Source organism: Streptomyces roseirectus (genome assembly GCF_014489635.1).
Taxonomy (GTDB): domain Bacteria; phylum Actinomycetota; class Actinomycetes; order Streptomycetales; family Streptomycetaceae; genus Streptomyces; species Streptomyces roseirectus.
Window position 1 is genome coordinate 9,366,451 of the sequence record NZ_CP060828.1, and the last position, 26,172, is coordinate 9,392,622.

The 26,172-nt window shown below is 71.2% G+C and carries 28 protein-coding genes; 14 read left to right on the forward strand and 14 right to left on the reverse strand.

Annotated features, from left to right (window positions below; translation table 11 throughout):
* Nucleotides 1-27: 27 nt before the first annotated feature.
* From IAG44_RS40280 to IAG44_RS40290, 3 genes are all read right to left on the reverse strand, one after another.
* Nucleotides 28-795: a hypothetical protein gene (locus IAG44_RS40280; RefSeq protein WP_246562701.1), complete on the reverse strand. Its 768-nt coding sequence runs from the start codon at nucleotides 793-795 to the stop codon at nucleotides 28-30.
* A 188-nt stretch (nucleotides 796-983) separates the two neighbouring features.
* Nucleotides 984-1,742 (reverse strand): SDR family NAD(P)-dependent oxidoreductase, encoded by a 759-nt coding sequence (locus IAG44_RS40285; RefSeq protein ID WP_187751967.1) that lies wholly within the window; start codon nucleotides 1,740-1,742, stop codon nucleotides 984-986.
* On the reverse strand, nucleotides 1,739-2,746 hold the full coding sequence (locus IAG44_RS40290) for a TetR/AcrR family transcriptional regulator C-terminal domain-containing protein (protein WP_187751968.1): 1,008 nt from the start codon (nucleotides 2,744-2,746) through the stop codon (nucleotides 1,739-1,741). The genes IAG44_RS40285 and IAG44_RS40290 overlap by 4 nt, the downstream gene beginning before the upstream one ends.
* Before the next feature lie 148 nt (nucleotides 2,747-2,894).
* Here IAG44_RS40290 and IAG44_RS40295 point away from each other — a divergent pair, with 148 nt between their 5' ends.
* Nucleotides 2,895-3,986, forward strand: coding sequence for an FAD-dependent monooxygenase (locus tag IAG44_RS40295; protein ID WP_187751969.1), 1,092 nt, complete (start codon nucleotides 2,895-2,897; stop codon nucleotides 3,984-3,986).
* Between the two features lie 14 nt (nucleotides 3,987-4,000).
* Here the strand turns inward: IAG44_RS40295 and IAG44_RS40300 are convergent, their stop codons facing one another.
* On the reverse strand, nucleotides 4,001-4,990 hold the full coding sequence (locus IAG44_RS40300) for a Rieske 2Fe-2S domain-containing protein (RefSeq protein ID WP_246562713.1): 990 nt from the start codon (nucleotides 4,988-4,990) through the stop codon (nucleotides 4,001-4,003).
* 165 nt (nucleotides 4,991-5,155) lie between these two features.
* Between IAG44_RS40300 and IAG44_RS40305 the strand changes: the two genes are divergently transcribed.
* From IAG44_RS40305 to IAG44_RS40335, 7 genes are all read left to right on the forward strand, one after another.
* Nucleotides 5,156-5,443 (forward strand): hypothetical protein, encoded by a 288-nt coding sequence (locus IAG44_RS40305; RefSeq protein ID WP_187751970.1) that lies wholly within the window; start codon nucleotides 5,156-5,158, stop codon nucleotides 5,441-5,443.
* A gap of 358 nt (nucleotides 5,444-5,801) precedes the next feature.
* On the forward strand, nucleotides 5,802-6,671 hold the full coding sequence (locus IAG44_RS40310; protein ID WP_187751971.1) for a hypothetical protein: 870 nt from the start codon (nucleotides 5,802-5,804) through the stop codon (nucleotides 6,669-6,671).
* 104 nt (nucleotides 6,672-6,775) lie between these two features.
* On the forward strand, nucleotides 6,776-7,177 hold the full coding sequence (locus IAG44_RS40315; RefSeq protein WP_187751972.1) for a hypothetical protein: 402 nt from the start codon (nucleotides 6,776-6,778) through the stop codon (nucleotides 7,175-7,177).
* Between the two features lie 168 nt (nucleotides 7,178-7,345).
* Complete coding sequence (locus IAG44_RS40320) at nucleotides 7,346-8,977, forward strand: L-lactate permease (RefSeq protein WP_187751973.1); 1,632 nt, start codon at nucleotides 7,346-7,348, stop codon at nucleotides 8,975-8,977.
* A gap of 59 nt (nucleotides 8,978-9,036) precedes the next feature.
* The gene (locus tag IAG44_RS40325) at nucleotides 9,037-9,345 is read left to right on the forward strand and encodes a MarR family winged helix-turn-helix transcriptional regulator (protein ID WP_246562737.1); all 309 of its coding nucleotides are present in this window, start codon (nucleotides 9,037-9,039) and stop codon (nucleotides 9,343-9,345) included.
* Between the two features lie 139 nt (nucleotides 9,346-9,484).
* Nucleotides 9,485-9,901 carry a hypothetical protein gene (locus tag IAG44_RS43030; RefSeq protein ID WP_246564946.1) on the forward strand — a complete coding sequence of 139 codons (417 nt, stop codon included), beginning with the start codon at nucleotides 9,485-9,487 and terminating at the stop codon, nucleotides 9,899-9,901.
* Between the two features lie 310 nt (nucleotides 9,902-10,211).
* Nucleotides 10,212-10,598, forward strand: a complete 387-nt coding sequence (locus IAG44_RS40335) for a hypothetical protein (RefSeq protein ID WP_187751974.1) — start codon at nucleotides 10,212-10,214, stop codon at nucleotides 10,596-10,598.
* A 130-nt stretch (nucleotides 10,599-10,728) separates the two neighbouring features.
* On the opposite strand, the gene IAG44_RS40340 is transcribed toward IAG44_RS40335, so the two are convergent.
* The gene (locus IAG44_RS40340; RefSeq protein WP_187751975.1) at nucleotides 10,729-11,016 is read right to left on the reverse strand and encodes a hypothetical protein; all 288 of its coding nucleotides are present in this window, start codon (nucleotides 11,014-11,016) and stop codon (nucleotides 10,729-10,731) included.
* 484 nt (nucleotides 11,017-11,500) lie between these two features.
* Entirely contained in the window at nucleotides 11,501-12,124 is a 624-nt protein-coding gene (locus tag IAG44_RS40345; RefSeq protein ID WP_187751976.1) for a TetR/AcrR family transcriptional regulator, read from the reverse strand.
* 334 nt (nucleotides 12,125-12,458) lie between these two features.
* Here IAG44_RS40345 and IAG44_RS40350 point away from each other — a divergent pair, with 334 nt between their 5' ends.
* Together IAG44_RS40350 and IAG44_RS40355 are read left to right on the forward strand one after the other, a co-directional pair.
* Nucleotides 12,459-13,478 carry an NAD(P)/FAD-dependent oxidoreductase gene (locus IAG44_RS40350; RefSeq protein WP_187753092.1) on the forward strand — a complete coding sequence of 340 codons (1,020 nt, stop codon included), beginning with the start codon at nucleotides 12,459-12,461 and terminating at the stop codon, nucleotides 13,476-13,478.
* Nucleotides 13,479-13,570: 92 nt separating this feature from the next.
* The gene (locus IAG44_RS40355) at nucleotides 13,571-15,187 is read left to right on the forward strand and encodes an MFS transporter (protein ID WP_187751977.1); all 1,617 of its coding nucleotides are present in this window, start codon (nucleotides 13,571-13,573) and stop codon (nucleotides 15,185-15,187) included.
* Nucleotides 15,188-15,255: 68 nt separating this feature from the next.
* On the opposite strand, the gene IAG44_RS44415 is transcribed toward IAG44_RS40355, so the two are convergent.
* The 4 genes from IAG44_RS44415 to IAG44_RS40370 all read right to left on the reverse strand — a co-directional run bounded on the left by IAG44_RS44415 (nucleotide 15,256) and on the right by IAG44_RS40370 (nucleotide 17,669).
* Nucleotides 15,256-16,020: a recombinase family protein gene (locus IAG44_RS44415; protein ID WP_343075773.1), complete on the reverse strand. Its 765-nt coding sequence runs from the start codon at nucleotides 16,018-16,020 to the stop codon at nucleotides 15,256-15,258.
* Between the two features lie 27 nt (nucleotides 16,021-16,047).
* Nucleotides 16,048-16,224 carry a zinc finger domain-containing protein gene (locus tag IAG44_RS44880; RefSeq protein WP_425508552.1) on the reverse strand — a complete coding sequence of 59 codons (177 nt, stop codon included), beginning with the start codon at nucleotides 16,222-16,224 and terminating at the stop codon, nucleotides 16,048-16,050.
* Between the two features lie 315 nt (nucleotides 16,225-16,539).
* Nucleotides 16,540-16,905, reverse strand: a complete 366-nt coding sequence (locus IAG44_RS40365; RefSeq protein ID WP_246562740.1) for a DoxX family protein — start codon at nucleotides 16,903-16,905, stop codon at nucleotides 16,540-16,542.
* An 89-nt stretch (nucleotides 16,906-16,994) separates the two neighbouring features.
* Nucleotides 16,995-17,669, reverse strand: a complete 675-nt coding sequence (locus IAG44_RS40370) for an SDR family NAD(P)-dependent oxidoreductase (RefSeq protein WP_187751978.1) — start codon at nucleotides 17,667-17,669, stop codon at nucleotides 16,995-16,997.
* 316 nt (nucleotides 17,670-17,985) lie between these two features.
* Here IAG44_RS40370 and IAG44_RS40375 point away from each other — a divergent pair, with 316 nt between their 5' ends.
* Complete coding sequence (locus tag IAG44_RS40375; protein WP_187751979.1) at nucleotides 17,986-18,681, forward strand: TetR/AcrR family transcriptional regulator; 696 nt, start codon at nucleotides 17,986-17,988, stop codon at nucleotides 18,679-18,681.
* A 58-nt stretch (nucleotides 18,682-18,739) separates the two neighbouring features.
* Here the strand turns inward: IAG44_RS40375 and IAG44_RS40380 are convergent, their stop codons facing one another.
* Entirely contained in the window at nucleotides 18,740-19,552 is an 813-nt protein-coding gene (locus IAG44_RS40380) for a helix-turn-helix transcriptional regulator (RefSeq protein WP_187751980.1), read from the reverse strand.
* Between the two features lie 133 nt (nucleotides 19,553-19,685).
* Between IAG44_RS40380 and IAG44_RS44885 the strand changes: the two genes are divergently transcribed.
* Complete coding sequence (locus tag IAG44_RS44885; protein WP_187751981.1) at nucleotides 19,686-19,937, forward strand: hypothetical protein; 252 nt, start codon at nucleotides 19,686-19,688, stop codon at nucleotides 19,935-19,937.
* Between the two features lie 89 nt (nucleotides 19,938-20,026).
* On the opposite strand, the gene IAG44_RS40390 is transcribed toward IAG44_RS44885, so the two are convergent.
* Nucleotides 20,027-20,635, reverse strand: a complete 609-nt coding sequence (locus IAG44_RS40390; RefSeq protein WP_223006839.1) for a TetR/AcrR family transcriptional regulator — start codon at nucleotides 20,633-20,635, stop codon at nucleotides 20,027-20,029.
* A gap of 215 nt (nucleotides 20,636-20,850) precedes the next feature.
* On the opposite strand from IAG44_RS40390, the gene IAG44_RS40395 reads away from it, so the two are divergent.
* Both IAG44_RS40395 and IAG44_RS40400 read left to right on the forward strand, forming a co-directional pair.
* Nucleotides 20,851-21,258, forward strand: coding sequence for a YybH family protein (locus IAG44_RS40395; RefSeq protein ID WP_187751983.1), 408 nt, complete (start codon nucleotides 20,851-20,853; stop codon nucleotides 21,256-21,258).
* Between the two features lie 544 nt (nucleotides 21,259-21,802).
* On the forward strand, nucleotides 21,803-22,633 hold the full coding sequence (locus IAG44_RS40400; RefSeq protein WP_187751984.1) for a nuclear transport factor 2 family protein: 831 nt from the start codon (nucleotides 21,803-21,805) through the stop codon (nucleotides 22,631-22,633).
* A gap of 539 nt (nucleotides 22,634-23,172) precedes the next feature.
* Here IAG44_RS40400 and IAG44_RS40405 read toward each other — a convergent pair.
* Together IAG44_RS40405 and IAG44_RS40410 are read right to left on the reverse strand one after the other, a co-directional pair.
* Nucleotides 23,173-24,831, reverse strand: a complete 1,659-nt coding sequence (locus IAG44_RS40405) for a P-loop domain-containing protein (RefSeq protein ID WP_425508500.1) — start codon at nucleotides 24,829-24,831, stop codon at nucleotides 23,173-23,175.
* 429 nt (nucleotides 24,832-25,260) lie between these two features.
* Nucleotides 25,261-26,139 carry an NAD(P)-dependent oxidoreductase gene (locus IAG44_RS40410; protein WP_187753094.1) on the reverse strand — a complete coding sequence of 293 codons (879 nt, stop codon included), beginning with the start codon at nucleotides 26,137-26,139 and terminating at the stop codon, nucleotides 25,261-25,263.
* Nucleotides 26,140-26,172: the final 33 nt, after the last annotated feature.

The following is a 26,172-nucleotide window of genomic DNA, read 5'->3' on the forward strand; positions in this document are numbered from 1 at the left end:
GCTCGGCCTGACCACTGGATTGCCGGCTCACGCCTGGAAGAAGTCGGACAGTCCCCGTGCCGAGTGCTCCGCGACGCTCACGTTGGCCACGCCCACCACGGCCATGGCGAGCGCCAGCACCACGCACAGCGCGCCGAACCCCGCCAGCACCGTCCGGGCCCGGCGATCCCCGGTCCCCGCGAACCGCCGCCACAACACGACGCTCACGACGACGAACGCGAGGGTGGCGACCCCGGCGACGACGGCCATCGTCACGTGGTAGCGGACGTTGTCGTCGATCATCACGCCGAGGGCGGGCGGAGCGCTCGCGGGGTCCCCGGCCAGCCCCTCCCGGACCTGGGCCAGCGTCCCGCCGAGCGCCCCGCCGCGCTGCCCGACCGGCAGCATCGTCAGGGCGGACGTGAACGGCGCCACCGCGCCTTGGACGTTGGCCAGCGCGACGACGAGGGAGAACAACCCGCCGACGGTGATCCCGGCCCCGGCGACCGCGAGCCACGCCCGCCGCACCCCGTCACCGCGGACGAAGCCCCGCCACACCACGACCCCCAGCGCCACCAGCACGACCAGCCACGCCGAGGAGATCACCGCCTTGGCCACATGGAACCGGAACCAGTAGTCGACGACACTCCCCATCGCCGGCGAGTAGTCGGCGCTCCCGGCCCCCCAGTACTCGACGAACCCCTTCTTGACGGCCCCGATGAGCACCCCCTGATCCCCGAACCCGCTCTGCGACGACCCGTCCGCCGCGAGCAGATGCGGCCCGAAGAACACCGCGGGCCCCAGCAGAAGCGCCAACCCGGCAAGCACCCGAGCCCGCACACGCCCGGCCGACAAGGAAACAACCGCACTACTGGACAAGACGATCCCCAAACTCCGCCCACACGAACGCCCTCACCCTCCCGCACCCCCACCCCACCCCACACTGAGGCCCACCACCGACCGGAACGGGGGGTTACCCCTACCCCCCAGCCCGGCGACGCCCTTCACCACCCGGGGCGCACCCCCACACCCCCGTCCACGGGCAGATCCACGCCCGTGATCCAGGACGCCGCGTCGGAGGCGAGGAAGACGCAGGCCGCGCCGACGTCCTCGGGGCGGCCGAGGCGGGCCAAGGGCGCGGAGTCGAGCCAGCGTCGGACGCCGGAGGGCCAGTCGTCGCTGAGGCCGGGTCGGTCGATGAGGCCGGGGGAGACGGTGTTGACGCGGATGCCGAGGGCCCCGTATTCGAGGGCCGCGGCGCGCGCGTGCATGATGAGGGCGGCCTTGGAGGCGCTGTAGTGGGCGTGCCCGGGGGAGGGCCGGGTGCCTTCGACGGAGGCGATGTGGACGACGCTCCCGGCGCCCTGCGCGGACATGACGTCCACCGCGGCCTGCGTACAGGCGAACGCGCTGACGACGTTGGCCTGTTGGACCGCCTGCCAGTCGGCGACGCCGAGCGCCGAGAGCTCCCGCACCGGCTGGATCCCGGCGTTGTTGACGAGCACGTCCAGCCGCCCCCGCCACGAAGCCGCCTCCTCGACGACCCGCCGGCACTCCTCCTCCCGCGTGAGATCCCCGCTCACCACCAGCGCGTCCCCGATCTCCCGCGCCAACTCCTCGGCCCGCTCGGCCCCGTTGTGGCAGTGCACGACCACCGAGGCTCCGGCGGCGGCGAGTTGACGGGCGATCCCCCGCCCGATACCCCCGCTCGCCCCGGTGACGAGAGCGACCCGCCCGGCCAGCGGCCCAGAAACGTCGGTCACAGCTTCCTTCTCCTCTCGACGACGGGCGCGAGCCCGTCCAGCAACGCTGTCAGCCCCGACTCGAACAACGCGTCGAGCCGCAGGTCGTACCCGCCCTCCAGGGCCTCGAACTCCCGCACCAGCCCCGCGAACGTCGGAAACCGCCCACTCTCCGCCAACGCCCGTACAGCGGACGCCCGTTGATCCATCCACTCCTGATCCGACTGCCCGGTGTCCCCCTGTGCGTGCGCCTCCCGTTCCAGATGCGCCGCCAGCCCCTGCACATGGCTGTAGACGAGGACGTGGATGTCGAACAGCGTCACGGGATCGAGCCCGTGCCCGTCGAGCGCGCCGAGCACCCACTCCGCGTGGACCATCAGCCCTGGCACGAGCAACGGCCGCGTCAGCGAGGCGAGTTGAGCCAGCCACGGATGCCGCCGGTGCAACACCCACAACGTCCGGGCCCCCAACTCCACCCGCGCCCGCCACCCCTCCGGCCCCTCGCCGGGCGCCGGATACCCCTCCTCGGCGAACGCCGCGTCCGCCATGAGCTGCACGAGATCGTCCTTGCTCGGCACATACCGGTACGTCGACATGGCCCCGACCCCCAGCCGAGCCGCGACCCCCCGCATCGACAACGCCGCCAGCCCCTCCGCATCGGCGATCTCGATCCCGGCCCGCACGATCCGCTCAAGGCTCAACTCCGGCGCGGACGAAGGCGTGGACGAAGACACGGGCGCAGGGCCCGACGAAGCCGCGAACGCCCCCGAAGCCCCAGCGTCCCGCCCCTCGACCCGACCACCCCCGGCGACCACCGTCCCCACCCGAGGCCGCGTCTCCACCACCCCCTCAAGCCGCAACACCGTCAACGCCTTGGTCGCGGTCGCCAACGCCACCCCCCACTCCCGGGCGATCCGCCGCGTGGACGGCACCGGATCCCCGATGCCCAGCTCCCCCTCCGCGATCCGCCGCCGTATCCCCGCGACGATCCGCAGATACGGCGGCACCTCAGTGGCCTTCGTCACACCCCACGACCTCTCTCACCTGTACTAGCACAGAGGCTAGCAGCGAACCCCCCGCCCAGCGCCCCAACTGCCCTAGCACAGCCCCGCTTGAACCCCTCCCGCGTACGCCGTACGTTCAGCCCGCGTACACCGTACAGAGGAGACCCCGATGAAGACCGTCCTGATCTCCGGCGCAGGCATCGCCGGCCCCGCGCTCGCCCTCCGCCTCCACCACCACGGCTTCACCCCCACGATCGTGGAGCGCGCCCGGACCCTCCGCCCCGGCGGCCAGGCCGTGGATATCCGGGGCGTGGCCCTGGACGTCATGGCCCGCCTGGGCCTGCTGGAGGAGGCCCGCGCCGTCCGCACCCGCATGCGCGGCATGTCCGTCCTCGCCTCCGACGGCACCGAGACCCACCGCACCGAGGAGGCCACCTACAGCAGCGGCCGGCTCGACAACGGCGACATCGAGCTCCTGCGCGAAGACCTCGTCCGCATGCTGTACGACCGCACCCGCACGGACGTCGAACACCTCTTCGGCGACACGATCACCCGCCTCACCGACCGAGGGGACGGCGTCCACGTCGAGTTCGCCCACGCCGCACCCCGCACCTTCGACCTCGTCGTCGGCGCGGACGGCCTCCACTCCACCGTCCGCCGCCTGGCCTTCGGCCCCGAGCACCGGTACGCCCACCACCTCGGCAGCCACCTCGCGGTCTTCGGGACCGGCAACTTCCTGGACCTAGACGACTGGCAGGTGTGGCTGCGCGACGGCGACAAGGGCTTCGGGATCATGCCGGTCAGGGACAACACCGAACTGCGCGTGGCCTTCGGCTTCGAGTCCGTGCCGGAGGGGCACACCGACCTGCGCGAGGAGGTCGTGAAGCACCTGACCACCCTGTCCTGGCACGGCCCCCGCCTCGCCCGACTCGCGGCGGAGGCCCCCGACTTCTACTGCGACGCGATGGCCCAGATCCGCATGCCGAGCTGGTCGCACGGCAGGGTCACCCTCCTCGGCGACGCTGCCCACTGCCCCTCCCCGCTCTCCGGCCAGGGCACCAGCCTCGCCCTCGCCGGCGCCTACGTCCTGGCCGAATCCCTCGCCGAACACCCCGGCCACACCGAGGCGTTCGCCCACTACGAGTCCCGGATGCGCCCCTTCGTCGCCCTCAACCAGGCCCTCGCCACGGAGAACCCCGGCGGCCCGGCCGCCGAGGAGTCCGTCGACCGCGCCAAGAACGCCCTGGCCCTGGACGGCTGAGCCGGCGCGCACCCTCAGGCCGGCGGATAGAACTGGGCGTACCAGCGCCGCAGTGCCCGGATCCCCTTCTCGTGGGGCAGCAGCACCGGCCGCGTCAGATGCACCTTGTGGTCCCAGATCCGCACCTCCTCGCGCACCTCGCCGAGCGCCTGGGACCGGAACACCAGCTTCAGCAGCGGCGTGAGGAGCGCCAGCCGGGGCGGCTTGCGCAGGTAGTACAGCATCCGCAGTTCACTGGTCCGCTCGTCGACCGGCGTGCTCAGCGCGACGGCCGTCAGCGACAGCAGGGGCCCCCGCGTCCGCACGACCATGACACCGGGCCCGTACATGAACGCGTCGAAGGTGTTGTCGATCCGCCGCCCCAGCACCTGCCGTCCGATCCGCCCCCGGGCCTCCGCGAACGGCCCGTCCTCCCGCCACTCCTGCGCCAGCGGCTCGGGCTGGCCGTGGATGAAGTGGAAGTGCGACTCGTCGACGATGTTCTCCCGCATCTCCTGCACGTGCACCCGCGCCCGGCAGGTGTCCTCGATCGGCGCCGCGTACGCCCGGTCGCCCGTCTCGGGGATCTCCGGCACCTCCCACTCGGGCTCACCCGGACCGACGTACACGAACACCAGCCCGCTGTGCTCGCGCACCGGGAACCCGCCCAGCGACACCTTCGGCACCCGCACCGCGAACGGCGCCTCGACGCACCGCCCGTCCGTCCCGAACCGCCAGCCGTGGAACGGGCACTCCACCGTCCCGCCGACGACCTTCCCGCCCGCCCCCAGATGCGCCCCGTAGTGCGGGCAGTGCGCGTCCAGCACGGCGGCCCGACCGTCCGCCCCGCGGAACGCGACCAGCGCTCGACCGAAGTAGTGCAGGCTCACCACCCGTCCCGCCCGGAGCCGCCCGCTGCGCAGCACCGCGTACCACCCGTACGGCACGCTCGGCATCGGATACGCGTCGGCTCGGGCGTCGCGCGGTAACCGCGCTAGTTCGTCATGCTCATGACGTGATCGCATGCGCCGATGCTACTGGCAGTACCCCGTTCAACTACCCAGCCATGCAACGGAGTTGACCAAAATCACCACCCCACGCCCCCGTCACCCAGGGTGGCCACCCCCACCCCCTGGGTAGGCTCCGCGCGACACACGCGACAACGCGCCGAAACGAAGGGCGGACCCACCGTGACCGAGCACCGCGAGCCGGAACTGGCCACCGTCAGGATCCCCAAGGAGGCCCTGGAACCCTTCGTCGCGGCCCTCCAGGTCGGCATGGCCGCCATGGTCGAGGACTCCGGCGGCATCGAGTGGTACTACCCCATGGGCCAATGGAACGAGGAACACGTCGAGTTCGCCCTCGTCCCCGGCAAGGACGAGGTGATGGTCCGCCTGTCCTCCGACCGCCGCCACATCATCGTCCTCCCGATGAGCACCTGGCACGACCTCCTGGGCCAGGTCGCCCTCCCCGACTGAACTCCCCGGCGCGCACCGCCCGGTGCCGGCCCCGCCACGGCGGAACCGGCACCGGGCGGCACCCGACGACATCACTCCTTCCGGGACCGCTCCACGATCGCCTTCACCAGCGACACGGCCCCCGCCGTGAACGCGAGCAGACTGCCGGCCGCCTGAACGACGCTGAACCATTCCATGACAACCTCCGACGACACAGGCGGGACCGGCCGGTTCCCTTACGGACAACCCCAGTTCAGCGCCCCCGCCGCCCGTCCGGCCACGCCCCCGGACACACCCGGACGAACCCGGCCGAGCGGCTTTCGCCCCACCCGCCCGCGGGCATGCTGGAGAGACGGCACGGCGAACGGGGAGGGCGCTGATGGCGGAACCGCCCACCGGCCCGGCCGCAGACCTGGACGACGTCGACACCCCGGAACAACTCGGCGCCCGCCTCGACGCGTTGCGCGTCCACCGCGGCCTCTCCTTCCGCGATCTCGACATGCCGAAGAGCACCGCCGCCGACCTCGTCAAGGGCCGGGCGTGGACGACCGCCAACCTGCGCGCCTTCCTCACCGGATGCCGCCTCCCCAAAGAGGCGTGGCCCCCCTGGCTCACCGCGTTCGAACGCACCAGGGCCGGCACCACCCCGGCCCACCGCGACGCCGTCCGCGTCCACGACGCCTCCCCGAGACGCCTCGGCGTGCACGCCGCCATCCACGTGACCGGAGCCCTGGGCGACCTCCCCGCCTACGTCCCACGCGACCTCGACGACCGCCTGCGCGCCACCCTCGACGCGGGCCGCTTCGTCCTGCTCGTCGGCGGCTCCTCCGTCGGCAAGACCCGCACCCTGTACGAGGCGCTGCTCGCGAGCCTCCCCGACTGGTGGCTCGTCCACCCCGAGAGCCCCGAGGCGATCGACCGGCTGGCCGCGAACCCCGGCCGCCGCACCGCCGTCTGGCTGGACGAACTCCAGCGCCACCTGGGCCCCTCCGGCACCGGCCTCGCCTCCCGCGCCGGCACGCTCTGGCCCGACGAGTACACCCGCCGCACGGCCCGCCCGGCCGACCCGCGCCGCGACCCCTACGCCGGCCACCGCCAACTCCTCGAACTCGCCGACGTCTTCGACGTCCCGGAAGAGTTGAGAGCCTGTGTCGCATCCCCGGCCGGGCGCCCGCCGCCTGGCACGCACTCCCCCGAGCTCTGCGAGCAGGGGGGTGCCCCCAGCGGCGTTGCCGAACCGCCCACGTGACTCCTCCCCCAAGCTCTCGACTTCGCTCGACCAGGGGGCACCCCCTGCTCGAAGCTGATCGGAAAATCGATGTGCGGGAGGGCAGGCGGCAGCATCCGGGCCGCTTGCGCCTCACCGCCGACCCGGACGGCCCCGGACACCGCGTCGCCGGCCTCCTCGCCCGCCGGGACGCGGCAGCGGAACTCGGCACCCGCGCGGACGCCGGTGACGCGTACGCCGCCGGACTCCAGGCCCAGCTCCTGGCCGGGCACGGCGACGTCGACGCGGCGATCGCCGCCCTGCGTCCCCGCCTCCACCTCGCGACCGACCTCGCCGGACTGCTCGCCGACCTCCTGGCCGGCCAGGGGCAAGTCGACGAAGCCGTACGGGTGTTGAGGGAGGCCGTCGACGCGGGGGAGAGCGGCGCGCCCTGGCTCCTGGCCGACTTCCTCGCCCGCCACGGCCGCGAGGCCACCGCCGAACGCCTCAGGGCCCGGGGCCTGGAACCCGGCGCCCCCCTGCCCTGACCGGTGCTCACCCCGAGCGCGTGCGTGACGATCCCGCCGTCGACTTCGGCGGCCTGCGGACCCGCAGGTGAGCGCGGCCGGCGAACGCGCCATTGACGGCCCCGATCATGTGCCCTACAAGTCTGAGAACACGCTTAACGGCTGCAACCGCCGCACCGGGAGGCCCACTTGTACCGTCAGGTCCTGGACCCGCTCGCCGGATCCCTCTACTGGTCCGCCCTCCTCGCCGCACTCCCCCTGCTGACCCTCTTCGTCCTGCTCGGCCTCTTCCGCGTCCGCGCCCAGGTCGCGGCGCTCGCCGCACTCGTGCTCGCCCTGCTGCTGGCGGTCGCCGTGTGGGGCATGCCGGCCGGGCAGGCCCTGTCCGGCGCGGTCGAGGGCGGCTTCTACGGGCTGTTCCCCGTGCTGTGGATCCTCGTCAACGCCCTGTGGATCTACCGCATGACGGAGATCACGGGCTGGTTCGCGGTCCTGCGGCGGTCCTTCCGCACGGTCTCCACGGACCAGCGCGTGCAGGGCATCCTCATCGCGTTCTGCTTCGGCGCGCTCATCGAGGCGCTGGCCGGGTTCGGGGCGCCCGTCGCCATCACCGCCGTGATGCTCGTCGCCGTCGGGATCGCCCCGCTGAAGGCGGCGACCGTCGCGCTGGTCGCCAACACCGCGCCGGTCGCCTTCGGGAGCATGGCCGTACCGCTGACCACGCTCGCCGGGGTGACGGGGCTGCCGCTGGACGACCTCGGCGCGATGGCCGGCCGCCAGACGCCGCTGATCGCGGCGTTCGTCCCGCTGGTGCTGGTGTTCCTGCTCGACGGGCGGCGCGGGGTGCGCGAGACGTGGCCGGTCGCGGTGGTCGCGGGGGTGAGCTTCGGGGTGGCCCAGTTCGCCGCCGCGAACTACATCAGCGTCGAGGTGACCGACATCGTGGCGGGGGTGGTGGCGTTGGCGGCGGTGCTGGGGTTCCTGCGGGTGTGGACGCCGGCGATGGTGACGGTGGGTGGGGGGATCGACGCGTATGGGGGTGGCGGGGTGGGGGAGAGTTCCGACTCCGGTGAATCCGGGAAGGGCGGAGCCCTGATGGCCTTCGCCCCGTACCTCGTCATCGTCGCGCTCTTCGCGCTTACCCAACTCGGGCCTGTCAAGGACTGGTTGGCCGCCCACGGGGTCATCGAGTTCGGCTGGCCGGGACTCGACGTCCAGACCGCCGCGGGTCAACAGGCCGGAGCCGTCACCTTCAAGCTCGAACACCTCAAGGCGGCCGGCACGATCCTGCTGCTCGCCGGGCTCCTGACGATGGCCCTGTACCGGCTCGCCCCCGGCCCCGCCGTGAGGGCGTACGGGGCGACGCTGCACCAACTGCGCTGGACCGTCGTCACCGTCACCTCGGTCCTCGCGCTGGCGTGGGTGATGAACCTGTCCGGCCAGACCGCGACCCTGGGCACCGCGCTCGCCCAGACCGGCGCGGCGTTCGCGTTCTTCTCACCGATCGTGGGCTGGCTCGGCGTCGCGGTCACCGGCTCGGACACCTCGTCGAACTCGCTCTTCGGCGTCCTCCAGGTGACCGCCGCGCACGAGACCGGCCTCGATCCCGTGCTGCTCGCCGCCGCGAACTCCACCGGCGGTGTCCTCGGCAAGATGCTCTCCCCGCAGAACCTCGCGGTCGCCGCCGCGTCCATCGGCATGGCCGGCAGCGAGAGCGTCATCTTCCGCAAGGTGCTCGGCTGGAGCCTCGGACTCCTCGCCGGGTTCGCGCTGATCGTCTACCTCCAGTCGACGCCGGTCCTGGACTGGATGACCGTCTGAAGAAAGCCGCCGGGGCAGCGTTCGTCCCGTTCGGCGCCGTCCCGCGCCTGACCCACGCCGTGGGAGGCCGCGCCGGACGCACGATCCGTGAGGCGAGCGGACTCGGCGGCCCCGAGTCCGAGGCGCTGCTGCGCCTCGCGCACCACCCCGAGCACCGGACGACCGCCGCCAGCCTCGCCGAGGAGCTTTCCTTCCATTCCGGCAGCCTGCCCCGGCTCACCGCCCGCATGGAGGAGGCCGGCCTCACCGCCCGCCACCCCCACCCCGACGACCGCAGGGCCGTGACCTGCTGGAGCGCGCCCTCGTCGCACACGTCCCGAAGATCACCGCCGACCTGGCCGACCCGCTCACCCCGGTCGAACACCTGATCCCGCGCGAACTGGTCACCAAGCCGCTGATCCGCTCCGCGCGGGGAACCGTCACTCGGTAACCCCCGCACTTCACGATTACTTGCACCTCACGAACGGACCCACCCCGATGAAGATCCTCCTGATCGGCGCCACCGGCATGATCGGCTCCCGCGTCGCGGCCGAGGCACGCTCCCGAGGCCACGAGGTCACCGCCGCGACCCGCTCCGCGACGGCTCCGACCCAGCCGGCCCCCTCCTCGCCGTCCACCGCTCCCTCGTCGAGGGCCTGCGGGCGTCCGACGTCCGCCGGCTCGTCGTCGGTGGCGCCGACAGCCTCAGGACCGCCTCCGGCCTCGACCGCGTCGCCCCCCGACTTCCAGATTGCGGGGCTGACCAGCGGTTCCCTGTCGGGAGGCTTGTGGTGGAGGGGCGGTTCCGTCCTGCGGCGTAGCGCCCTCACCCCCTTACACGCTCCACAGGGCCCGGATCCGGATGCCCAGAGCGAACTTTTTTCCCACGCGCCTCACCAGCGTGGGCAGTTCACTCTGTTCTCGCAGGTCACAAGTGGGGTTTGAGGGTGGGAAGTCCCGTCGGGAAAAGTTCCGTACGACGTCACGGAGCCGTGGTGGCCGGTGAACCAGTCGGCGACTCCCGGTCGGTCCCCGTGCAGTTGCCAGGTCAGCCGTGCGGTCCGTGAGACGCATCCGCCCCCGGTGGGCCGCTCGTATCGGTCTCCGGAACCACCGCGCACAAGGGGATTCATCGCGCATCTTCACCGGCACCGCGCTCGGTTCGGCTCTGGCCGCCGGCCTGCTTCTGGCGGCTCCGATCGCCGCACCCGCCTCGGCGCGCACAGACCCGTCGGACGGCCAGGGGCTGCGAGTGATGTCCGACGAGGAGTACACGCGGACCTTCGGCACACCCCGTGCCGCAGCGGAGAAGCTGCTCGTGGACCCGCCCCGGGAAGGCAACAGCAAGTTCGGCCGACGGTACTTCTCGGGGCCGCACAACATCCACGACCCCAAAGTGGTCAAGATCGTGACCAGCGAGCGCCCCGAGCAGAAGAAGGGGGCGCGCCGCGTCTACGGCGGTGTGCTCACCAACCGTCTCGGGGCGCTCCTGGCCCGGATCAAGGTGATCGTCCAGTACGACCACAAGACCGCGGACGGCGTCTACGAACTCGCCGACGACAGCCAGAAGATCGGCACCATCACGGCGTACTGCGAACGCGTCCCGCGCGACAAATGCCCCGACGCGGTCAACCAGACATGACGTCCCAACCTCGGACGAGACAAAGGAGCCGGTGCCGGTGCAGCACTGGGACGACGCGGGGTTGACACGGCTCCAGGCCGCGCTAGTCCAGGACATCAGACAACCTTCCCCCTTCGCGCTGGCGGCCGCGCTACGGCAGGCCGTACAGCAGGTGTCCGATGATCCGGGGGCAGCGCCGGTCGGGGGTCATGACGGGCACGGCATTCCCGTCATGGCCCCGGATGCAGTGGAGCGGTACCTGGACAGTGGCCCGGCATTCGATCTCACCGACGCCCTCCACGCGGCAGTGGTCGGCCTGGATGTGTCCCTGCGCGCGGTACAACCCCTCGGACGCCACCGACCCGTACTGCTCACAGGTCTTCGACCTGACCCACTGGTAGCCGCTCGGCGCCGCCTTGAACACTGGGCTGCTTCCCAAGCGTGGTGGTCAAACGAGAGCGGTGAACCTGAGCGGCACAGCGGCGAGTCGGCTCCCCGGTCCGACCGTCGCTGCCCCGCACTCGGGGCGGCGACGTAATAGTGCATCACCCATGGTGCGTCATTATTATTATCGGCCCCTCGCGGAGTCGGCTTGCGCCTGCCAGGAGTACTGGCGAACGCGGCTATGCGAACCTGCGGAATGGTTGAGCGTTCGGTGAGGTTGCCGAGCGGGCCCGACCGCGGTCAAGGCCAGTAGGGGTGTGACACCGGTAGGAGTCCGTGATCGATTGGTCGGAGTTTCTGTAACTGCCACGTGCCTCCAGGCGGCGGCCGAAGTACGGCCGTCTGCTGGCGGTGAGTCCTTCGGCGACTGACTGTGCAGTTCAAGCCCGCTGGCGCGTGAACCTGCGGGCCGTGTCTGCGTGGCGTCGAAGTGGCCGACAGCATCGGATGCCTGTGCGGCGAGGTCGGCCGTGCCCTGCTCAGTGGTGGCGGGGGCGGGGCAGCAAGGCGAACGCGCTCTCTGCGATCGAGGTCAGGCGGTCGGGGCTGTGGCCGTACGCGCCTACGACATCGGTCCCGCGGATGACGGTCAGCAGAAGGTAGGCGAGGTCGTCGGGATCCGCGTCGGGGTCGATGTCGCCGTTGCGCTGCGCCGCTCGCACACACTCGGCCACCGCCGCCCGGACCACGGAGAAACAGTCGTTGGCCAGGCGTTTCACCTCGGCGTCGGAGGCGCCTATCTCCAGGGCCATCTTGGCGGCGAAGCAGGCCGCCCCCGCCCGGTCGGAGGCGGGGGGTACGTCGGCGGCGAGTGGCACCCCGTGGACGGCGCGGAGCAGGTATGCGTGCAGTCGTTCCAGGGCGCCCTCGTCCGGTCCGGCGAGCATCTGGCGCGGACCCTGCGCCAGCCGGGCGAAGTAGCCGGTCATCGCCTCCAGCAGCACGCCGTGCTTGCCGTCGAACGCGCCGTAGAGGCTGCCGCGGCCCAGGCCGGTGGCGGCGCTGATGTCGTCGACACTCGTGCCGTTGTAGCCCGAGGCACGGAACTGCCGCTCGGCGGCATGCAGGACATGGTCGCGGTCGAAGCTTCGTGGTCTCGCCATACATCGAAGGTAAAGCCGACCCACCCTTCTTGACAACTCAGTACAGAACAGCCTAGGTTTCTTACTGTTCAGTCCATAACGGTCCTGAGCTCGCCGGACAGGCTGCGTGCACGCCTGGCGCGGTTGAGGGCAATCCATGCCTTTGCGCTCCTCCGCGCCGCCCGGCATTGCGACGCCTTCCAGGCCGTCCCGAGCAAACCGGGGCCGGACTCTCCACAACAGCCCACGACGGTCGCCGACCACTTTCTGGGCTGTCTGAACAGCTGCCCCCCTGCAACCACCCAGAACTCGAAGGGTTGACCGAACCATGACTGACAAGGAAAAGCAGGAGGCCATGGCTGTGACCACTCCTCCGTACGCGAGCGACGCACTGGCCGAGGGGACCGCCGACGCGGTGGTGATCGGCGGGGGCGCCGCAGGGCTGAACGGTGCACTGATCCTCGCCCGCTCCCGCCGTTCGGTCGTCGTGATCGACAGCGGCGCCCCGCGCAACGCGCCTGCGGAGGCCGTGCACGGCCTCATCGCCCTGGACGGCACCCCGCCGTCCGAGATCCTCCGGCGGGGCCGGGAGCAGGTGCGCCAGTACGGTGGACGCGTCGTCCACGGCGATGTGGTCTCGGCCGAGCCTGCCGCCCCGTCGGCAGACGGGGACCTGCGGTTCACCGTCACCCTGGCCGACGGCCGCCGCATCACCGCCCGCCGCGTCCTGGTGGCCACCGGCCTGAAGGATGTGCTCCCGGAGGTGCCCGGGCTGGCCGGGCACTGGGGGGACAGTGTGGTGCACTGCCCGTACTGCCACGGCTGGGAAGTGCGCGATGAGCCCATCGGCATCCTCGCCACCGGTCCGGCCTCCATCGGCCACGCGTATCTGTTCCGCCAGCTGACCGAGGACCTGATCTACTTCACCCACGGCACCGACCTCGATCAGGACAGCCGCGCCCGCTTCGCCGCCCGCGGCATCCGCGTCATCGACACCCCTGTCGCCGAGGTCGTCGACGACGAGGACGGTGCCCTCGCCGGAGTGCGCCTGGCCGACGGGCAGGTCGTGGCCCGCCGCGTTCTCGCGGTCGCCCCGCAGATGCAGGCCCGCACCCAGGGCCTGGAGGGTCTGGGCCTGCCGGTGCAGGACCTGCCGAACATGGCCCGCGGTTTCGCCTCCGGTATCGCCGGCGTCACCGAGGTGCCGGGTGTGTGGGTGGCCGGCAATGTCACCGATCCGGTCGCCCAGGTCGGGGCCTCCGCAGCGGCCGGCGCACTGGCCGGCGCCGACATCAACAGGATGCTGGCCATCGCGGACACCGACGCCGCCCTCCAAAAGATCGCCGAGGCAAGCCCCAAAGCGGCCACACGATGATCTCGAAGCCCTGATATCTCAGCCCGTCATCCTCGCCTCACGGGCAGTTGAGTGATTCCGCTCGTCCGCCCCGTCCCTCTCCGGAGCTATTGATGTCCTTCCTTGCGAACACCCCCGTGGAGAAAATGTCCGGGCCTTACGCGCGGCGCTGGTGGGCGCTGCTCGTGCTGTGTCTGAGCCTGCTGATCACGGTGATGGCGAACACGTCGCTGATCGTCGCCGCCCCCGACATGACCACCGACCTGGGCCTGAGCAGCAGTGATCTGCAGTGGGTCGTCGACAGCTACACCGTTCCGTACGCGGCGCTGATGCTGGTGCTGGGCGCGATCGGCGACAAGTACAGCCGGCGCGGCGCGCTGGTGCTGGGTCTGCTGGTCTTCGCCGGCGGTTCGGTGATGGGGAGCGTGGTCGACGAGACCTCGCTGGTCATCGTGGCCCGCGCGATCATGGGTGTCGGTGCCGCGGTCGTGATGCCGGCCACGCTGTCGCTGGTGGTCGCGACCTTCCCCCGGAGCGAGCGGGCCAAGGCCATCACCGCCTGGGCCGCGACGTCCGGGGTGGCGGTGGCCGTCGGCCCGCTGGTCTCCGGCTGGCTGCTGGAGGACCACGCCTGGGGCTCGACCTTCCTGATCAACGTGCCGATCGCCCTCCTCGCCGTGGTCGGCGCGCTCGCCCTGGTACCGCCGTCCAAGGCGGAGGGCATGGGCCGGATCGACTACGTCGGCGGTCTGCTGTCGATCGTCACCGTCGGCTCCCTGATCTACGCCGCTATCGAGGGCCCGCACTCCGGCTGGGGCGTCGGACCTGTCACCGCCGCCGTGGTCGCCGGGGTGGGTCTGGTCGCCTTCGTCACCTGGGAACTGCGGCACCCGCACCCGATGCTGGACGTCCGCAAGTTCGCGCTGCGGCCCTTCACCGGCTCGATGCTCGCGGTGATGTTCTTCTTCTTCGGTATGTTCGCCGTGATCTACTACGCGACGCAGTTCCTGCAGTTCGTCCTCGGCTACGGCGCCCTGGACACGGGTGTACGGCTGCTGCCGCTGGGCGGTGCGGTGTTCCTCGGGTCCGCGCTGACCGGGATGCTCACCCCGAAGCTGGGGGTGAAGGTGATGGTCGTGACCGGCCTGGCCATCGGCACGGCGGGCATGTTCCTGCTCACCCAGATCGACCAGGGGTCGACGTACGGGGACTTCCTGGTGCCGCTGATGATGCTGGGCCTCGCGCTCGGACTGGCTATCTCCCCGGCGACCGACACCATCATGGGCTCCTTCCCCGAATCCGAGCTGGGCGTCGGCGGCGGTGTCAACGACACCGCGCTCGAACTGGGTGGCGCGCTGGGCATCGCGGTGCTGGGCTCGCTGCTGGGCACCGCCTACCGGGACGAGCTGACCGACCTGGTGGGCAACCGGCTCCCGGCCGAGGCGATGGAGACCGCCAAGGACTCGGTCGGCGCCGGCCTGGCCGTCGCGCAGCGGGTCGCGCAGGATCCCTCCGCCGGGCCCCAGCAGGCCCAGGCCGCCGTGGACGCCGTCCACCAGGCATTCGCCCACGGCGTCGCCCAGACCAGCCTCATCGGCGGGATCATCATGGCCGCCGGAACACTGATCGTCCTCGCGGTCCTGCCGGGTCGGCGCGGGTTCGCGAAGCAGAACGCCGAGCCGAGGGTCGTGACGGCGGCGAACGAGGCGGCGACTGTGCGGGGGGTGTGACCCAGATACGCGTCAAAGGGGCAATGAGTTGATCTTGAAGCCCTGACGGGCAGCCGGAGTGCCCCGGGTTACACGGTCTCTTCGGCGGTGAGGGCGCGGGCCGGGCGGGGGCTGGGGAGCTCACCGGCCTTGAGGGCGGCGAAGTCGGCGTGCGCGGCCTTGACGGCTTCGGGGTACGCCTCGCGCTCGGCATGCTCGGCGAGCGCCCGGTAGATGCTGGCGACGGAGGGGTGCTGTCCCTTGCGCTTGCCGGTGGGGATGATCAGGTCGGGCTGTATCTGCTCGACGGACTCGCCGTTCGCCCGTCTGCGGAGCACAGTGTGCAGCATGTCCTCGGTGATGACCGGCGGTCGGCCGCCGTGCTTGCCCTTGCGGGCCGCGGTGTCGAGGTATTCGAGCGTGGATTCGCGGATGTTCTCCCGCTCGGTCTTCGCCATCGCCGCGAAGAACGAGAACAGCAGCTTGCCGGGACCGGTGGAGTCGTAGATCCCGGGCAGGGGCCCGGTGAGCATCTCCAGGACCAAGCCGTGGGCGGTGAGGTGGTCGGCGAGCGCCGTCAGCTCGGCGGCGTCGCGGCCGAGCCGCTTCAACTCGTGGACGGTGAAGATGACCCGGCAGTGCGGGGCGTGCGCTTTGACCTCCTGCGCCGTCCTCAGCGCCTCCTCGAACTTCGGGCGGCCCCGTACCCGGGTGCTGATCTTCTCGCTGAAGATCTTGTCGCGGGGGATGCCGTGCTTGCTGAGCGCGTCGAGCTGGGAGTCGAGTTCCTGCCCGGGCGTCGAGCAGCGGGCGTACCCGATGCGGATGTCCGCACTCGGCAGGTCCGGGTCGATCGGCGCCGGCGGCGAGGTGCCGGGCCGTCAGGATCGGCCCGGTCCGCGGTCGGCGGGCGTGGGCACCCGCAGCGCCTTCTTCAGCCGGGGCACCAGGGTGAAGCGGCCGGTGCGGTAGGCGGAGGCGACCGCGCCGCCGCGCGAGCGGCAGGGTGAGCCGGGCTGTGCACCACACTCTTTTGAGCGAGAACGGGTTCTGCGAATGAATCCGGATGCGGCGGCGGCCTGGCGGCCCGTTTCTGATCTTGCTCGCGCAAAGGACCGTTTGTGCGAGGCTCCTTGCGTGGCTCAGGCGGTACGGTGCAGCGACGGCTCAAGAACGGCGTAGCCTTCGCACCGCGTCACCGAGCGCTGCGGTTTCAGAAGATTCTCTCGGCCTGCTTGGTCTGCTCGCGGGTCTGCAACGTGGTGCGTGTGGGACAGGACGCGTGGGCCGGGGTCGGTTCCGGGCGACAGGATTGAGCAGCGGCCCGGCTGGCGCGGTCGCGGGCCGGGCCGCTGTGAGGGGAAGGAGCCGGGTCAGAAGGAGTAGGGCCCGAACCGGCCCCACATGATGACCGCGGCGACGACGAGCAGGATCGCGTTGAACCCGATTGCCTGTGGTTCCTTGCGGCGGGCGTGGAGTCCCATGGCCAGGACAATGATCACAGCCGGGCCGGTGGCGGCAAGCGGCGTGAGCACAGTGGCGATGGCGAAGGCACCCGGCAGGATCATCCCCAGGCCGCTGGCGAATTCGGCGACGCCGATCAGACGCACCGCGGGTGTGGGGACGTCACTGACCCAGGGCGGCTGGGATATGAGCTTGTCCCGGGGCTGGGTGGCCCTCAGGACGCCCGCAGCCACGAACATCGCGGAGAGGACGCCCTGCGGGATCCACAGGAACACGTTTATCGGAGCGGGAACCTTCTTCTTCGGTGGCGCCGGGGCGGAGAACGCCGCGGCGGTTCAGCATTGGGCGGAGGGAGCCCTGGGCGTCAGACGGGGAAGACGCGCTCGGCTTCGTCGCGTTGGGTGTGCAGGTCCCAGTAGAGCGGGGCGATGTCCTCGGCCTCGGCGGTCGGGACTCCGGGAGGGCCGCCCGCGCCGATCCACGCGCCGATGGCGACGTGCGCGGCCTGGATACCGCTGCCGGCCAGCTCCTTGTGCAGGTTGAGCACCCAGTTGCGCAGCCCCGCCTGGGCGGGGTTGACGTTGCCGAGCATCGGGACGGGATCGATCGAGCCGGCGCCGTTGGTGAAGAGCAGGGTGCCCGCGCCGGCCTCGCGCATCGCGGGCAGGACGGCCTGGGTGGCGGTGATGGCGCTGTAGAGCAGGAGGTCGAACCATCCCTGCACATCGGAGGGGCCGATCTGGGACGGGGAGGTGAGGTTCACGGAGTCGATGGCCGGAGCGGGGGAGTGCTCCAGGACGTCGATGCCGCCGAACCGGCTGGCGGCGTCCTTGAGGGCCTGGGTCAGCGCGTCGTGGTCGAGCACGTCTGCCGGGAACGCGGCGGTGCTGATGCCCTCGGCGGTGAGCTGGGCGACGAGGTCGTCGAGCTTGGCGCGGTTGCGGGCGATGAGGGCGACGTCGTAGCCGCGGGAGCCGAAGGTGCGGGCGATGGCGAGGCCCATTCCGGGGCCGGCTCCGACGATGGCGATGCTGGGCATGGTTGCTGTCCTTTGCGGGGGTGGGTCTTGGGGGTACGGCGGGGGTCAGGCGATGGTGATGGCGATCTTGCCGAGGGTGCCGCCGCCGAACGCGGCGAAGGTCTCGGGGGCGCGCTCCAGGTCGAACCCATTCACCGAGGCCGCAGCCACCTTCACCAGCAGCTCACCGGCCTCTGATCATCAACTCCTGACAGTCCGACCAATCAATCTGGGACGGCCTTTCCGGTTTCCGATTCGGAAAGGCCCATCCGGTTCTGCTTGCCCAGCGTAACACCAAAACTGGATGGGGCATTCCAGTTCGGTTAGAATGAGTGACATGAGCCCTGGGCAGAACACCGATGACACTGCTGTTCCGCCGCTGCGCAGCGATGCCGAGCGCAACCGCGCGCGAATCGTGTCCGCTGCGCGCACGGTGTTCAGGCGCGACGGCCTGGGTGCCTCCATGTCATCCGTGGCCCGCGAGGCGGGCGTGGGGATCGCCACCCTTTTCCGTCGCTTCCCCACGAAGGAGGATCTGGTCGCCGCCGTCTTCGCCGACCGCATGGATGCCTACGCCGACGCGGTCGCCGTCGCCCTCGACGACCCCGACCCCTGGACCGGGCTCGCCGGGTTCATCGAGACCGTCTGCGCGATGCAGGCCGCCGACTACGGCTTCGCCGACGTGCTGACCATGACCTTTCCCACCGCCAAAGCTCTGGAGAAAAGTCGAGACGAGGCGTACGAGGCGATGGTGCAGCTCATCAACCGAGCCAAGACCGCGGGCCGTCTGCGTGAAGACTTCACCCCCGAGGATCTGGTACTGATCTACATGGCCAACGCCGGCGTCGTCAACGCCACCGGCGACGCCGCCCCCGACGCCTGGCGCCGAGTCGTCGCCATGTTGCTCCAGTCCTTCCAGGCCCCCGCCCGCGGGCCTCTGCCCGACTCACCCGAACCTCGTGCCCTCTACAAGGCCATGCTCCGCGCCAGCCCACCATGCGCCACCTCACAGGACCCGAGGAAGAAGAGCTGATCTTGGGGCCGGCGTATGTCCGAAGGTACGGGCGATGGCGCCGGTCAGCCCCGTTTCCTCAGTCGATGCGGATGATTCCGTGGCCCAGGGCGGCGGTGACGGCGGAGGTGCGGTCGGCGATGTCGAGGTTGGTGCGGATGTGCAGCAGCTGGGCTTTCACCGTTGCCTCGGACAGGCGCAGGGCGCGGGCGATCTGCTTGTTGCTCTGCCCGCGGGACACGGCGGACAGAACTTCGAGTTCCCGGCCGGACAGGGCGGTACTGCGGTCGCCGCGCATATGGGCGAGGACCTTGGCGGCCACCGAGGGGGACAGTACGGCTCCTCCCCGGGCGGCAGTGCGCACGGCCTCGCACAGCTCGTGCCGTCCGGTGTCCTGGCGAGGACGGCCTGGCGAGAGCGGTGGGGGCCGAGGAGGTGCATGTGGACGGAGACCGTCCGTGACGGCATCCCGCTGGCCTTGAGCAGTTGGTGGCCAGAGTGTGACGGGCCTGGTGGGGGACGCCTCGGATGTCGAGTTCGTCGACCCAGGTGGAGAAACCGCTCTGGAAGAAGGTGTAGCTGACGCTCCGCCTTTGGTCTGGTCGTGCCAGAGCACGGGCAGGCCGTTGATCCGCCCGAGGCATTCGAGCCGGAGTTTGATCACCTCGTTCGCGCGGCGGCCGGTGAAGACCAGGGTCTCCCAGATGTCCCGCAGGCCGCGGTCTTCGACATCGTGCTGGTCGAGGAGTTTGAGGTTGTCGTCGTCGGCGAGTGCCCGGGCGACCTCGTCGGAGAACGGCTGGCGTCGGCCGCCGCGCGAGCCTCCGCCGTGTGGGACAGCAATGACGAAACGGCGGTCGAGGCCGACTGCGGTGGTCAGGCCCTCGGCCATGCCGAACCTGAGCGACCGCCTGGCGCCCTCGAAGGTCCGGGCGACCGCGTCCGGCGTCGATCGGGGCTGCTTGCGGCCCCGGCCCCCCGGGGTTGCTGTGCAGGCCGAGGGGCGGTAGCCCGTTGCGGGTCCGATGACGCTGGTCGGCGACGAAGTCCAGCATGTGTTGCTCGGTCAGCCGGTGGGGGTCGTGGCCGCCTGCCGGTGGCTGCGCGAGCGGGGCAGCTGCCACTGGATCGTCCGCGAAGGCATCGAGTGCTCGCAGCGGCTGGGCGGCCACCGCTGGGTGGTCGAGGGGACGGTGTCCTGGCTCGCCGGCTGCACCGCCGCTGTGAGCGCGAGGCCGAGCACTTCCTGGCCTTCGTCGGTGTCGCCGCAGCCCTGATCGGCTACCGCGGGCTCGCCGACTGGAACGGTGTCCTGTCGTCTCCGGGCGTGCCGACCGTATCCGTGTCGGCCGTGGTCCAGGCGCTGTCAGGGCGCGCTGGGCCCCGTCCGGGGTTCGAGGAGGGTGAGGGCGAACTCGAACGCCCGATCGGCCCGCGCGCGGTCTCCCGAGACGAGAAGGTCGAGCTGAAGCCCCCGGATCTGCGCCAGGAGGAGGGTGGCCAGGGTTGACGCGTCCTCGGGGGCCCATCCGTCCTGCCTGAGCCACCCGGAGATGAAATCGACGTAGTCGTCCATCGACCGCGCCAGCTCTCCGCCGTCGCCGGACCGCCACCCCTCGCCGGCGACCGTTTCGAACAGGAGCAGGAACTGCCGCTGCTCCTTCGGCTCGCACAGCCGTCGCCAGGTGATCCTCAGCAGCTCTGCCGTCGACCCGGCTTCCTTCAGTTCCCTGTCGGCGGTCACCTGGGCGAAGAGATCGGTGCGCATCTTCTCCACCACGCACTTGATCAGCTCGTCCTTCGACGAGAAGTGGCGCAGCAGCGTCGCATGGGTCACCCCCAGCGCCTGGGCCACCGGGCGCAGCGACAGGCCGGTGACGCCGTGGTCGAGGACGTACTCGGTCGCCGCGGCCAGCAGTTCCGGCCGCCGGTGCTGAAACCGGAGGGTCCGCCCGTCGACGCGCTCGGAACTCATCATCTGCCGTCCTCACTCCGGTTGCCTGGTCGGTTAAGTGTACCAACTGGTTGTGCTAACCGAGTGGTACTGCTACTTTTCGTGCACCGGAGCCGGAAGCCTCCGCATCGGCCGGGGCCCCTGGGGGGACGGCGGTGACTGTTCCGGCACGGGTACCGATAGCCGGACCTTCCATCACGACAAGGACACCGATGACTGACACGACGAGGACACTGATGACTGACGACGAGACGGCGGTCCGCGCCGTGTACGCGGCCTTCGGCCAGGCGATGCAGGTGGTGGATCCCGAGGCGATGAAGGATCTGTGGGACGACGGCTACGAACACCTGGTCTTCCAGCCGGAGGAGATCGAAGCCGCCCTCACGACGTGGGACGCGATCGTCGACCACTGGCGCCGGCTCCCGGGATTCGTCGACCGGGTCGAAGGGCGTGAGCACAGCAGCCACGTCGCCGTGCTCGGCGATGTCGCGCTCGTCTACTGGCGGGGCCACACCACGGTCGAGTTCAAGGACTCCAGCGAGCCGATCGCCGGCGACTCACGGCTCTCGGCCGCTCTGCGCCGGACTGACGACGGCTGGCGATTCATCCACTGGCACGAGTCGCGCCAGCTCGTCGCCGGGTGAGAGCACGACCACGAGTGCGGGAGTTTTGCAGCCGCCACGCGGGGAAGCGGGTGCCGCCGAGCACCTGCACCGGCTGGTGTCAACGAGCTGCGGTCCGACCGCGCACCCGACCTCGTCGTCTCGCCACGGCCCGACGACGAGGTCAACGCCGCGGTCCGCGGTGCGGCATGCGGGAAAAACTGTGTGAGCCCCACCGGGCGAAGCGCCGGTGGGCCGTCGGCCGGGCCGGGCCGAACACCGGGGGCGACTGCGGTCAGGCATTCGCGGTCTCCCGCCCGCCGTCTGCCTCCGCCCTGCGGACGCTTCCTCTCCGTCGGCGGGACCAGCACCCACAACTCGTGCGGTACCAACCGCTCGACGAGATCCGTCATGCGCGGCTCAACGGCTGCCGCGACAACACTGATCACGCAAGGAAACCCTACGAGGAGTTTGCCATGGTGCAATTTCCCCCTGTTCCCCCGGGCCGCGAATTCCACGCCCCCGGGATCCTCTTTCGGGCCGGCACCGACGAGCTCGTCCCCGCGGCTGCCGGAGGGACGCTGTGATGCCGTTCGATCATGCCGCCTACGAGGAGGCGTTCAACGCCGGGGACGACGATGCCCTGGTGGAGCGCTACTTCACCGAGGACGCCCGGTTCTGCGGGCCGAGCGTGGACCTGCGTGGCCGTGAGGAGATCCGGGCGTTCCTCCATCAGGCCCATGACGGCATCCGCGAGACGATGCGGCCGCAGGTGGTCACCCGCAGCGGTACACACGTCGCCGCCGAGATCGACACGGATTTCCAGGCGACCGAGGACCGGCCGGACTTCGTGTTCGGGCCGCTCGCCCGTGGCGAGCTGACCACGGTCAAGTTCTTCGTCACCTACGAGCTCGACGCCGCGGGGGAGAAGATCGCCGCGCTGCGGGCCGCGACCTGGAAGGCCGGACAGGGGGTGAGCCCCGCACCGACCCGGATCACGCCGACCGCCGCCGGACGGCGTGCCTTCCTGGACTACCTCATCTCGCTCAGCACCGCGAACACCGAACGGTTCCTCCTCTTCTTCACCGACGACATCGAGCTGACGGTGCCCTCCGTGGGCGTGCTGCGCGGACTGGACGCCGTGGCCGCGTTCTACGGGAAGATGTTCCAGACCGTCCGGGAGAACGTCACCGCGCACGCGGTGGTCATCGACGAGCACGGCATCGCGCTGGAGGCGACCACGCGCCTCACGGCCGTCGTGGACGCGCCGGACTTCCCCGGCGGGCCCCTGAGGCAGGGCGAGAGTGTCGAGAACGACTACTTCATCCACTACCGCCTGCATGACGGGCGCATCAACCGCATCGACCTGGCGCCCCGCGGCGAGTCGCAGGGACCTTTCGTCGCGGAGTCGGCATGACCGATCAAGCGTGACATCGCCGTCGAGGTCTCACCGGGTGACACGTCTACGTCGACGTGTACCGGCCGGACAACGAGGAACCCGCGGCCCCCCCCCGATCAGCTGATCGCCGTACGGCAAGCACAACCCGGCGCCGATCGGGGTCATCTGCCCGGCCGGCGGCGTCCGGCCCGAGGACACCTCACAGATCACCACCTTCGAGGCCCTCGACCCGCAGTACTGGGTGCCGCACAGCTACACGATCGTGTTGGCCGACATCCCCGGTACGCGGTACTCCGAGGGCCGCGCCACCTACTGCTCGCCACAGGAGGCCGAGCAGTACACGGCGCTGATCGAATGAGCCGGCACCCGGCCATGGCTGATGTGTCCTGAACCTTCGCGCCGTGAACCCCTGTGCGGTTCGTCAAGTGCTGCGAAAATAGCGGGTCGAATGACCCGAAATTCGCTTCCTCGGCCATGTACGAGCCTTGGATGCTGTCCGACAGGACCGCGGTGGCCGTCCGGCACCGGCTCGGAGCGACCGCGCCGACAGCGCCCCCTCACCGCACCACCCTCATCCCCCGCAGCCGGTTCAGCGCGGCGGCGATCTCGTGGCGGCGGGGGACGGCGAAGTCGTCGTCGTGGACGGTGCGCAGGGCGGCGACGGGGTCGGCGGTGGTGAAGTCGGTGTCGAGGAGGTCGAGGGCTTCGGCGAGGGTCCGGTCCCGGGTCAGGTGGCCGTGGCGGACGAGGAGTTCGAGGGCGAGGCCGATGCCGGTGACGTGGGACGCGTCGGCGAGGGGTGCGACGGCGCGCAGGTCGATGTCGTGCTCCCCGAAGACGAGGTAGTCGGTACCCCGGGCGCGCACGCGGGTCCGCCCCTTGGCGGTGGAGTCGACCGACGCGGGGTCGACGCGCCGTGCGACGAGCGAGGGGAACGAGTCGGCCTCGGCCCGCCGCCCCGTCGGCACCGCCGCGATCTCCCGGGCCCGCCCGGTCACGTCGTACGGCCGGTACGCGTCCATCATCACCACCCGGTCGGCGACTTCGAGATAGTCCCCGCTGCCGCCCATCACCAGCACGGTCGACACCCCGTGATCCCGGTGCAGCGAGCGCACCGAGTCCACCAGCGGCGTCAGCGGCTCCCGCTCCTTCGCCACCAGCGCCTGCATCCGCGCGTCCCGGATCATCAGGTTCGTCGCCGCCGTGTCCTCGTCGATCAGCAGCACCCGCGCCCCGCTCTCCACCGCCTCGCACAGCGACGCCGCCTGCGAGGTCGACCCGGACGCGTTGGCCGTGGAGAAGTCCGTGGTGTCCGCCCCGCCCGGCAGGTGATCGACGAACGCGTGCACGTCCACCCGCTCCACCGGACGCCCGTCCTCCGCCCGGATCTTCACCGTGTCCGCGAGTGACACGGCCAGCTCCCGCCCGTCCCCGGGAACGTGGTCCCACACCCCCGTCTCCAGCGCCCGCAGCAACGTCGACTTCCCGTGGAACCCACCGCCCACGATCAACGTCACCCCCTCGGGAATCCCCATCCCGCTCACCACCCCCGCGTGCGGCAGCTCCACACTCACCCGCAACTCCTCCGGCGACCGGAACGCCACCACCCCCTCACCCCGCGCCGGCCGGTCGTCCGCCCCGCTGCGCCGGGGCAGCGACGCCCCGTCGGCCACGAACCCGACCAGCCCCAGCCCCGGCAACGCCGCCCGCAACGCCGCCGAGTCCTCCACCGCCGCCACGAACTCCCGCACCCGCCCGCCGTCCAGCGCCGCCAGGCACAGCGCCCGCTCCGCGACCTCCGGCAGCACCTCGCACAGCAGCCGCCGCGCCGCCCGCCCGTCGATCCTCCGGTGCGGCCCCGGCAACGCCACCCCGAGCCGCAACGTCACCGCCCCGTCCCCGGCGTCCACCGTGCACGAGTTGCGGTCCAGCACCTCCTGCCCGCCCGCGTCCACCTGCAACGCCCGCTCCGCCGACACCTCCCGGGCCGCCTCCCGCACCAGATACCCGGCGAGCGCCCGCCGCCGCACCGGCGAGTCCCACAACTCCCGCGGAAACCCCGCCCGTTCACCCGGCACCCGCACGGCGACCCGGGCCGGCGGCGCGTACGGATCCGCCTGCCCCCGCACGACCTCCAGCACCACACCCCCGCCCAGCTCCCACTGCCCGGTCAGCCCCCGGTACCGCCCGTACGGCGCCCCGTCGAGCTGCTGCAACTCCCGCTCCAGCCCCTGCCGGACACGTGCCGTACGCTCCGACGCTCCACCGGGTCGCCCATGACGGCGCATCTGCCACTCACTTCCGTTCGCTCATCGACTGTCCACCGCCCGAGGACCCCACCGGCACCCGGCCCGGCGCGAGGACTCCCCAAGGGCGACCGTCGGATCGTAGTGGGAGTGAAGGGCATGTCTCCGTTCGAGGGCCGGTGAACCACCGTGACCCCGCCGGACAGCGAGGCCACTTCCGTCGCTACCAGTCTCGACCACACCCCTCACCCCGCACATCGGCCGAACAGCCACCCCGCAGGCCCCGGACCACCCCCAGAACCGGCCGTTCGGCCGAGGCACGACGCCCCGACCCGTGCTGAGCACCACCCCCGCCGGGCAGCACGCCGACCCACCCACCCCCTGCTCACACCCCTTTGCTCACACCCCCACCGTCCGCCCCTCGATCGCCCGCACCACCGCCACCATGTCCTCCCCGCCATACCCCGAAGCCGCCGCCTCCCCGAACAACGCGTGACACACGTCGAGCAACGGCGACGCCACCCCCGCCTTCCGCGCCGCCTCGGCGATCAGCCGCGTGTTCTTCAGCACGTCCACGAGCCCCGCCTGCACCCCGAAATCCCCCTCCACCAGCTTCGCCGCCTTCGCCCGCGACACCGCGCTCGCCATCGGCCCCGCGTCCAGCACGTCCCGCAGCAACCCCGCGTCGACCCCGTTGCGCTCGGCGAAGTGGAACGCCTCCCCGAGCCCCGTCACCAGCGTGATCAGGAACAGGTTCACCGACAGCTTCATGAGCAGCGCCCCCGGCACGGCCCCGCACCCGAACACCTCGCGGCACATCGGCGCGAGCAGCGGCCGCACGTCCGCCACGGCCTCGTCGTCCCCCGCCAGCATCGCCACCAACTGCCCCTGCTCGGCGGGCCCGCGCGACCCGGAGACCGGCGCCTCGACGTACCGCCCGCCCGCCGCACGGACGTCGTCCTGGAGGCTCCCGGAGTACTCGGGCGCGGTGGTGCCCATGTGGACGAGCGTGCGCCCCGCGACACGCGCGGCGAACTCCGGCGTCCCCCGCCCGAGCACGGCGTCCACGGCCGCCTCGTCGGCCAGCATGAGGACGACCGTGCCGGCCCGTTCGAACACCTCACCGGGGCTGTCCGCGACCTCGGCCCCGGCCGCGCGCAGCGCCTCGCACGGCGCGGGCGAACGGTTCCACACCACCAGCGGCGCGCCCGCGCGCGCGAGGTTGAGCGCCATGGGACGCCCCATGACCCCGAGACCGATAAAGCCGACGGACGCCATGCCGCACCACCCCTCGCCGAGGACTATGACCGC

Excerpts from the sequence above, each read along its gene's own strand:
- IAG44_RS40295 (WP_187751969.1), top strand. The coding sequence starts at position 2,895 with ATGAAGACCGTCCTGATCTCCGGCGCAGGCATCGCCGGCCCCGCGCTC.
- IAG44_RS40390 (WP_223006839.1), bottom strand. The coding sequence starts at position 20,635 with ATGAGTTCCGAGCGCGTCGACGGGCGGACCCTCCGGTTTCAGCACCGG.
- IAG44_RS43030 (WP_246564946.1), top strand. The coding sequence starts at position 9,485 with ATGATCGGCTCCCGCGTCGCGGCCGAGGCACGCTCCCGAGGCCACGAG.
- IAG44_RS40410 (WP_187753094.1), bottom strand. The coding sequence starts at position 26,139 with ATGGCGTCCGTCGGCTTTATCGGTCTCGGGGTCATGGGGCGTCCCATG.
- IAG44_RS40395 (WP_187751983.1), top strand. The coding sequence starts at position 20,851 with ATGACTGACGACGAGACGGCGGTCCGCGCCGTGTACGCGGCCTTCGGC.
- IAG44_RS44885 (WP_187751981.1), top strand. The coding sequence starts at position 19,686 with ATGACGCTGGTCGGCGACGAAGTCCAGCATGTGTTGCTCGGTCAGCCG.
- IAG44_RS40400 (WP_187751984.1), top strand. The coding sequence starts at position 21,803 with ATGCCGTTCGATCATGCCGCCTACGAGGAGGCGTTCAACGCCGGGGAC.
- IAG44_RS40380 (WP_187751980.1), bottom strand. The coding sequence starts at position 19,552 with ATGGCCGAGGGCCTGACCACCGCAGTCGGCCTCGACCGCCGTTTCGTC.
- IAG44_RS40370 (WP_187751978.1), bottom strand. The coding sequence starts at position 17,669 with ATGCCCAGCATCGCCATCGTCGGAGCCGGCCCCGGAATGGGCCTCGCC.
- IAG44_RS40310 (WP_187751971.1), top strand. The coding sequence starts at position 5,802 with ATGGCGGAACCGCCCACCGGCCCGGCCGCAGACCTGGACGACGTCGAC.
- IAG44_RS40300 (WP_246562713.1), bottom strand. The coding sequence starts at position 4,990 with ATGCGATCACGTCATGAGCATGACGAACTAGCGCGGTTACCGCGCGAC.
- IAG44_RS40345 (WP_187751976.1), bottom strand. The coding sequence starts at position 12,124 with ATGGCGAGACCACGAAGCTTCGACCGCGACCATGTCCTGCATGCCGCC.
- IAG44_RS40335 (WP_187751974.1), top strand. The coding sequence starts at position 10,212 with ATGTCCGACGAGGAGTACACGCGGACCTTCGGCACACCCCGTGCCGCA.
- IAG44_RS40355 (WP_187751977.1), top strand. The coding sequence starts at position 13,571 with ATGTCCTTCCTTGCGAACACCCCCGTGGAGAAAATGTCCGGGCCTTAC.
- IAG44_RS40375 (WP_187751979.1), top strand. The coding sequence starts at position 17,986 with ATGAGCCCTGGGCAGAACACCGATGACACTGCTGTTCCGCCGCTGCGC.
- IAG44_RS40350 (WP_187753092.1), top strand. The coding sequence starts at position 12,459 with ATGGCTGTGACCACTCCTCCGTACGCGAGCGACGCACTGGCCGAGGGG.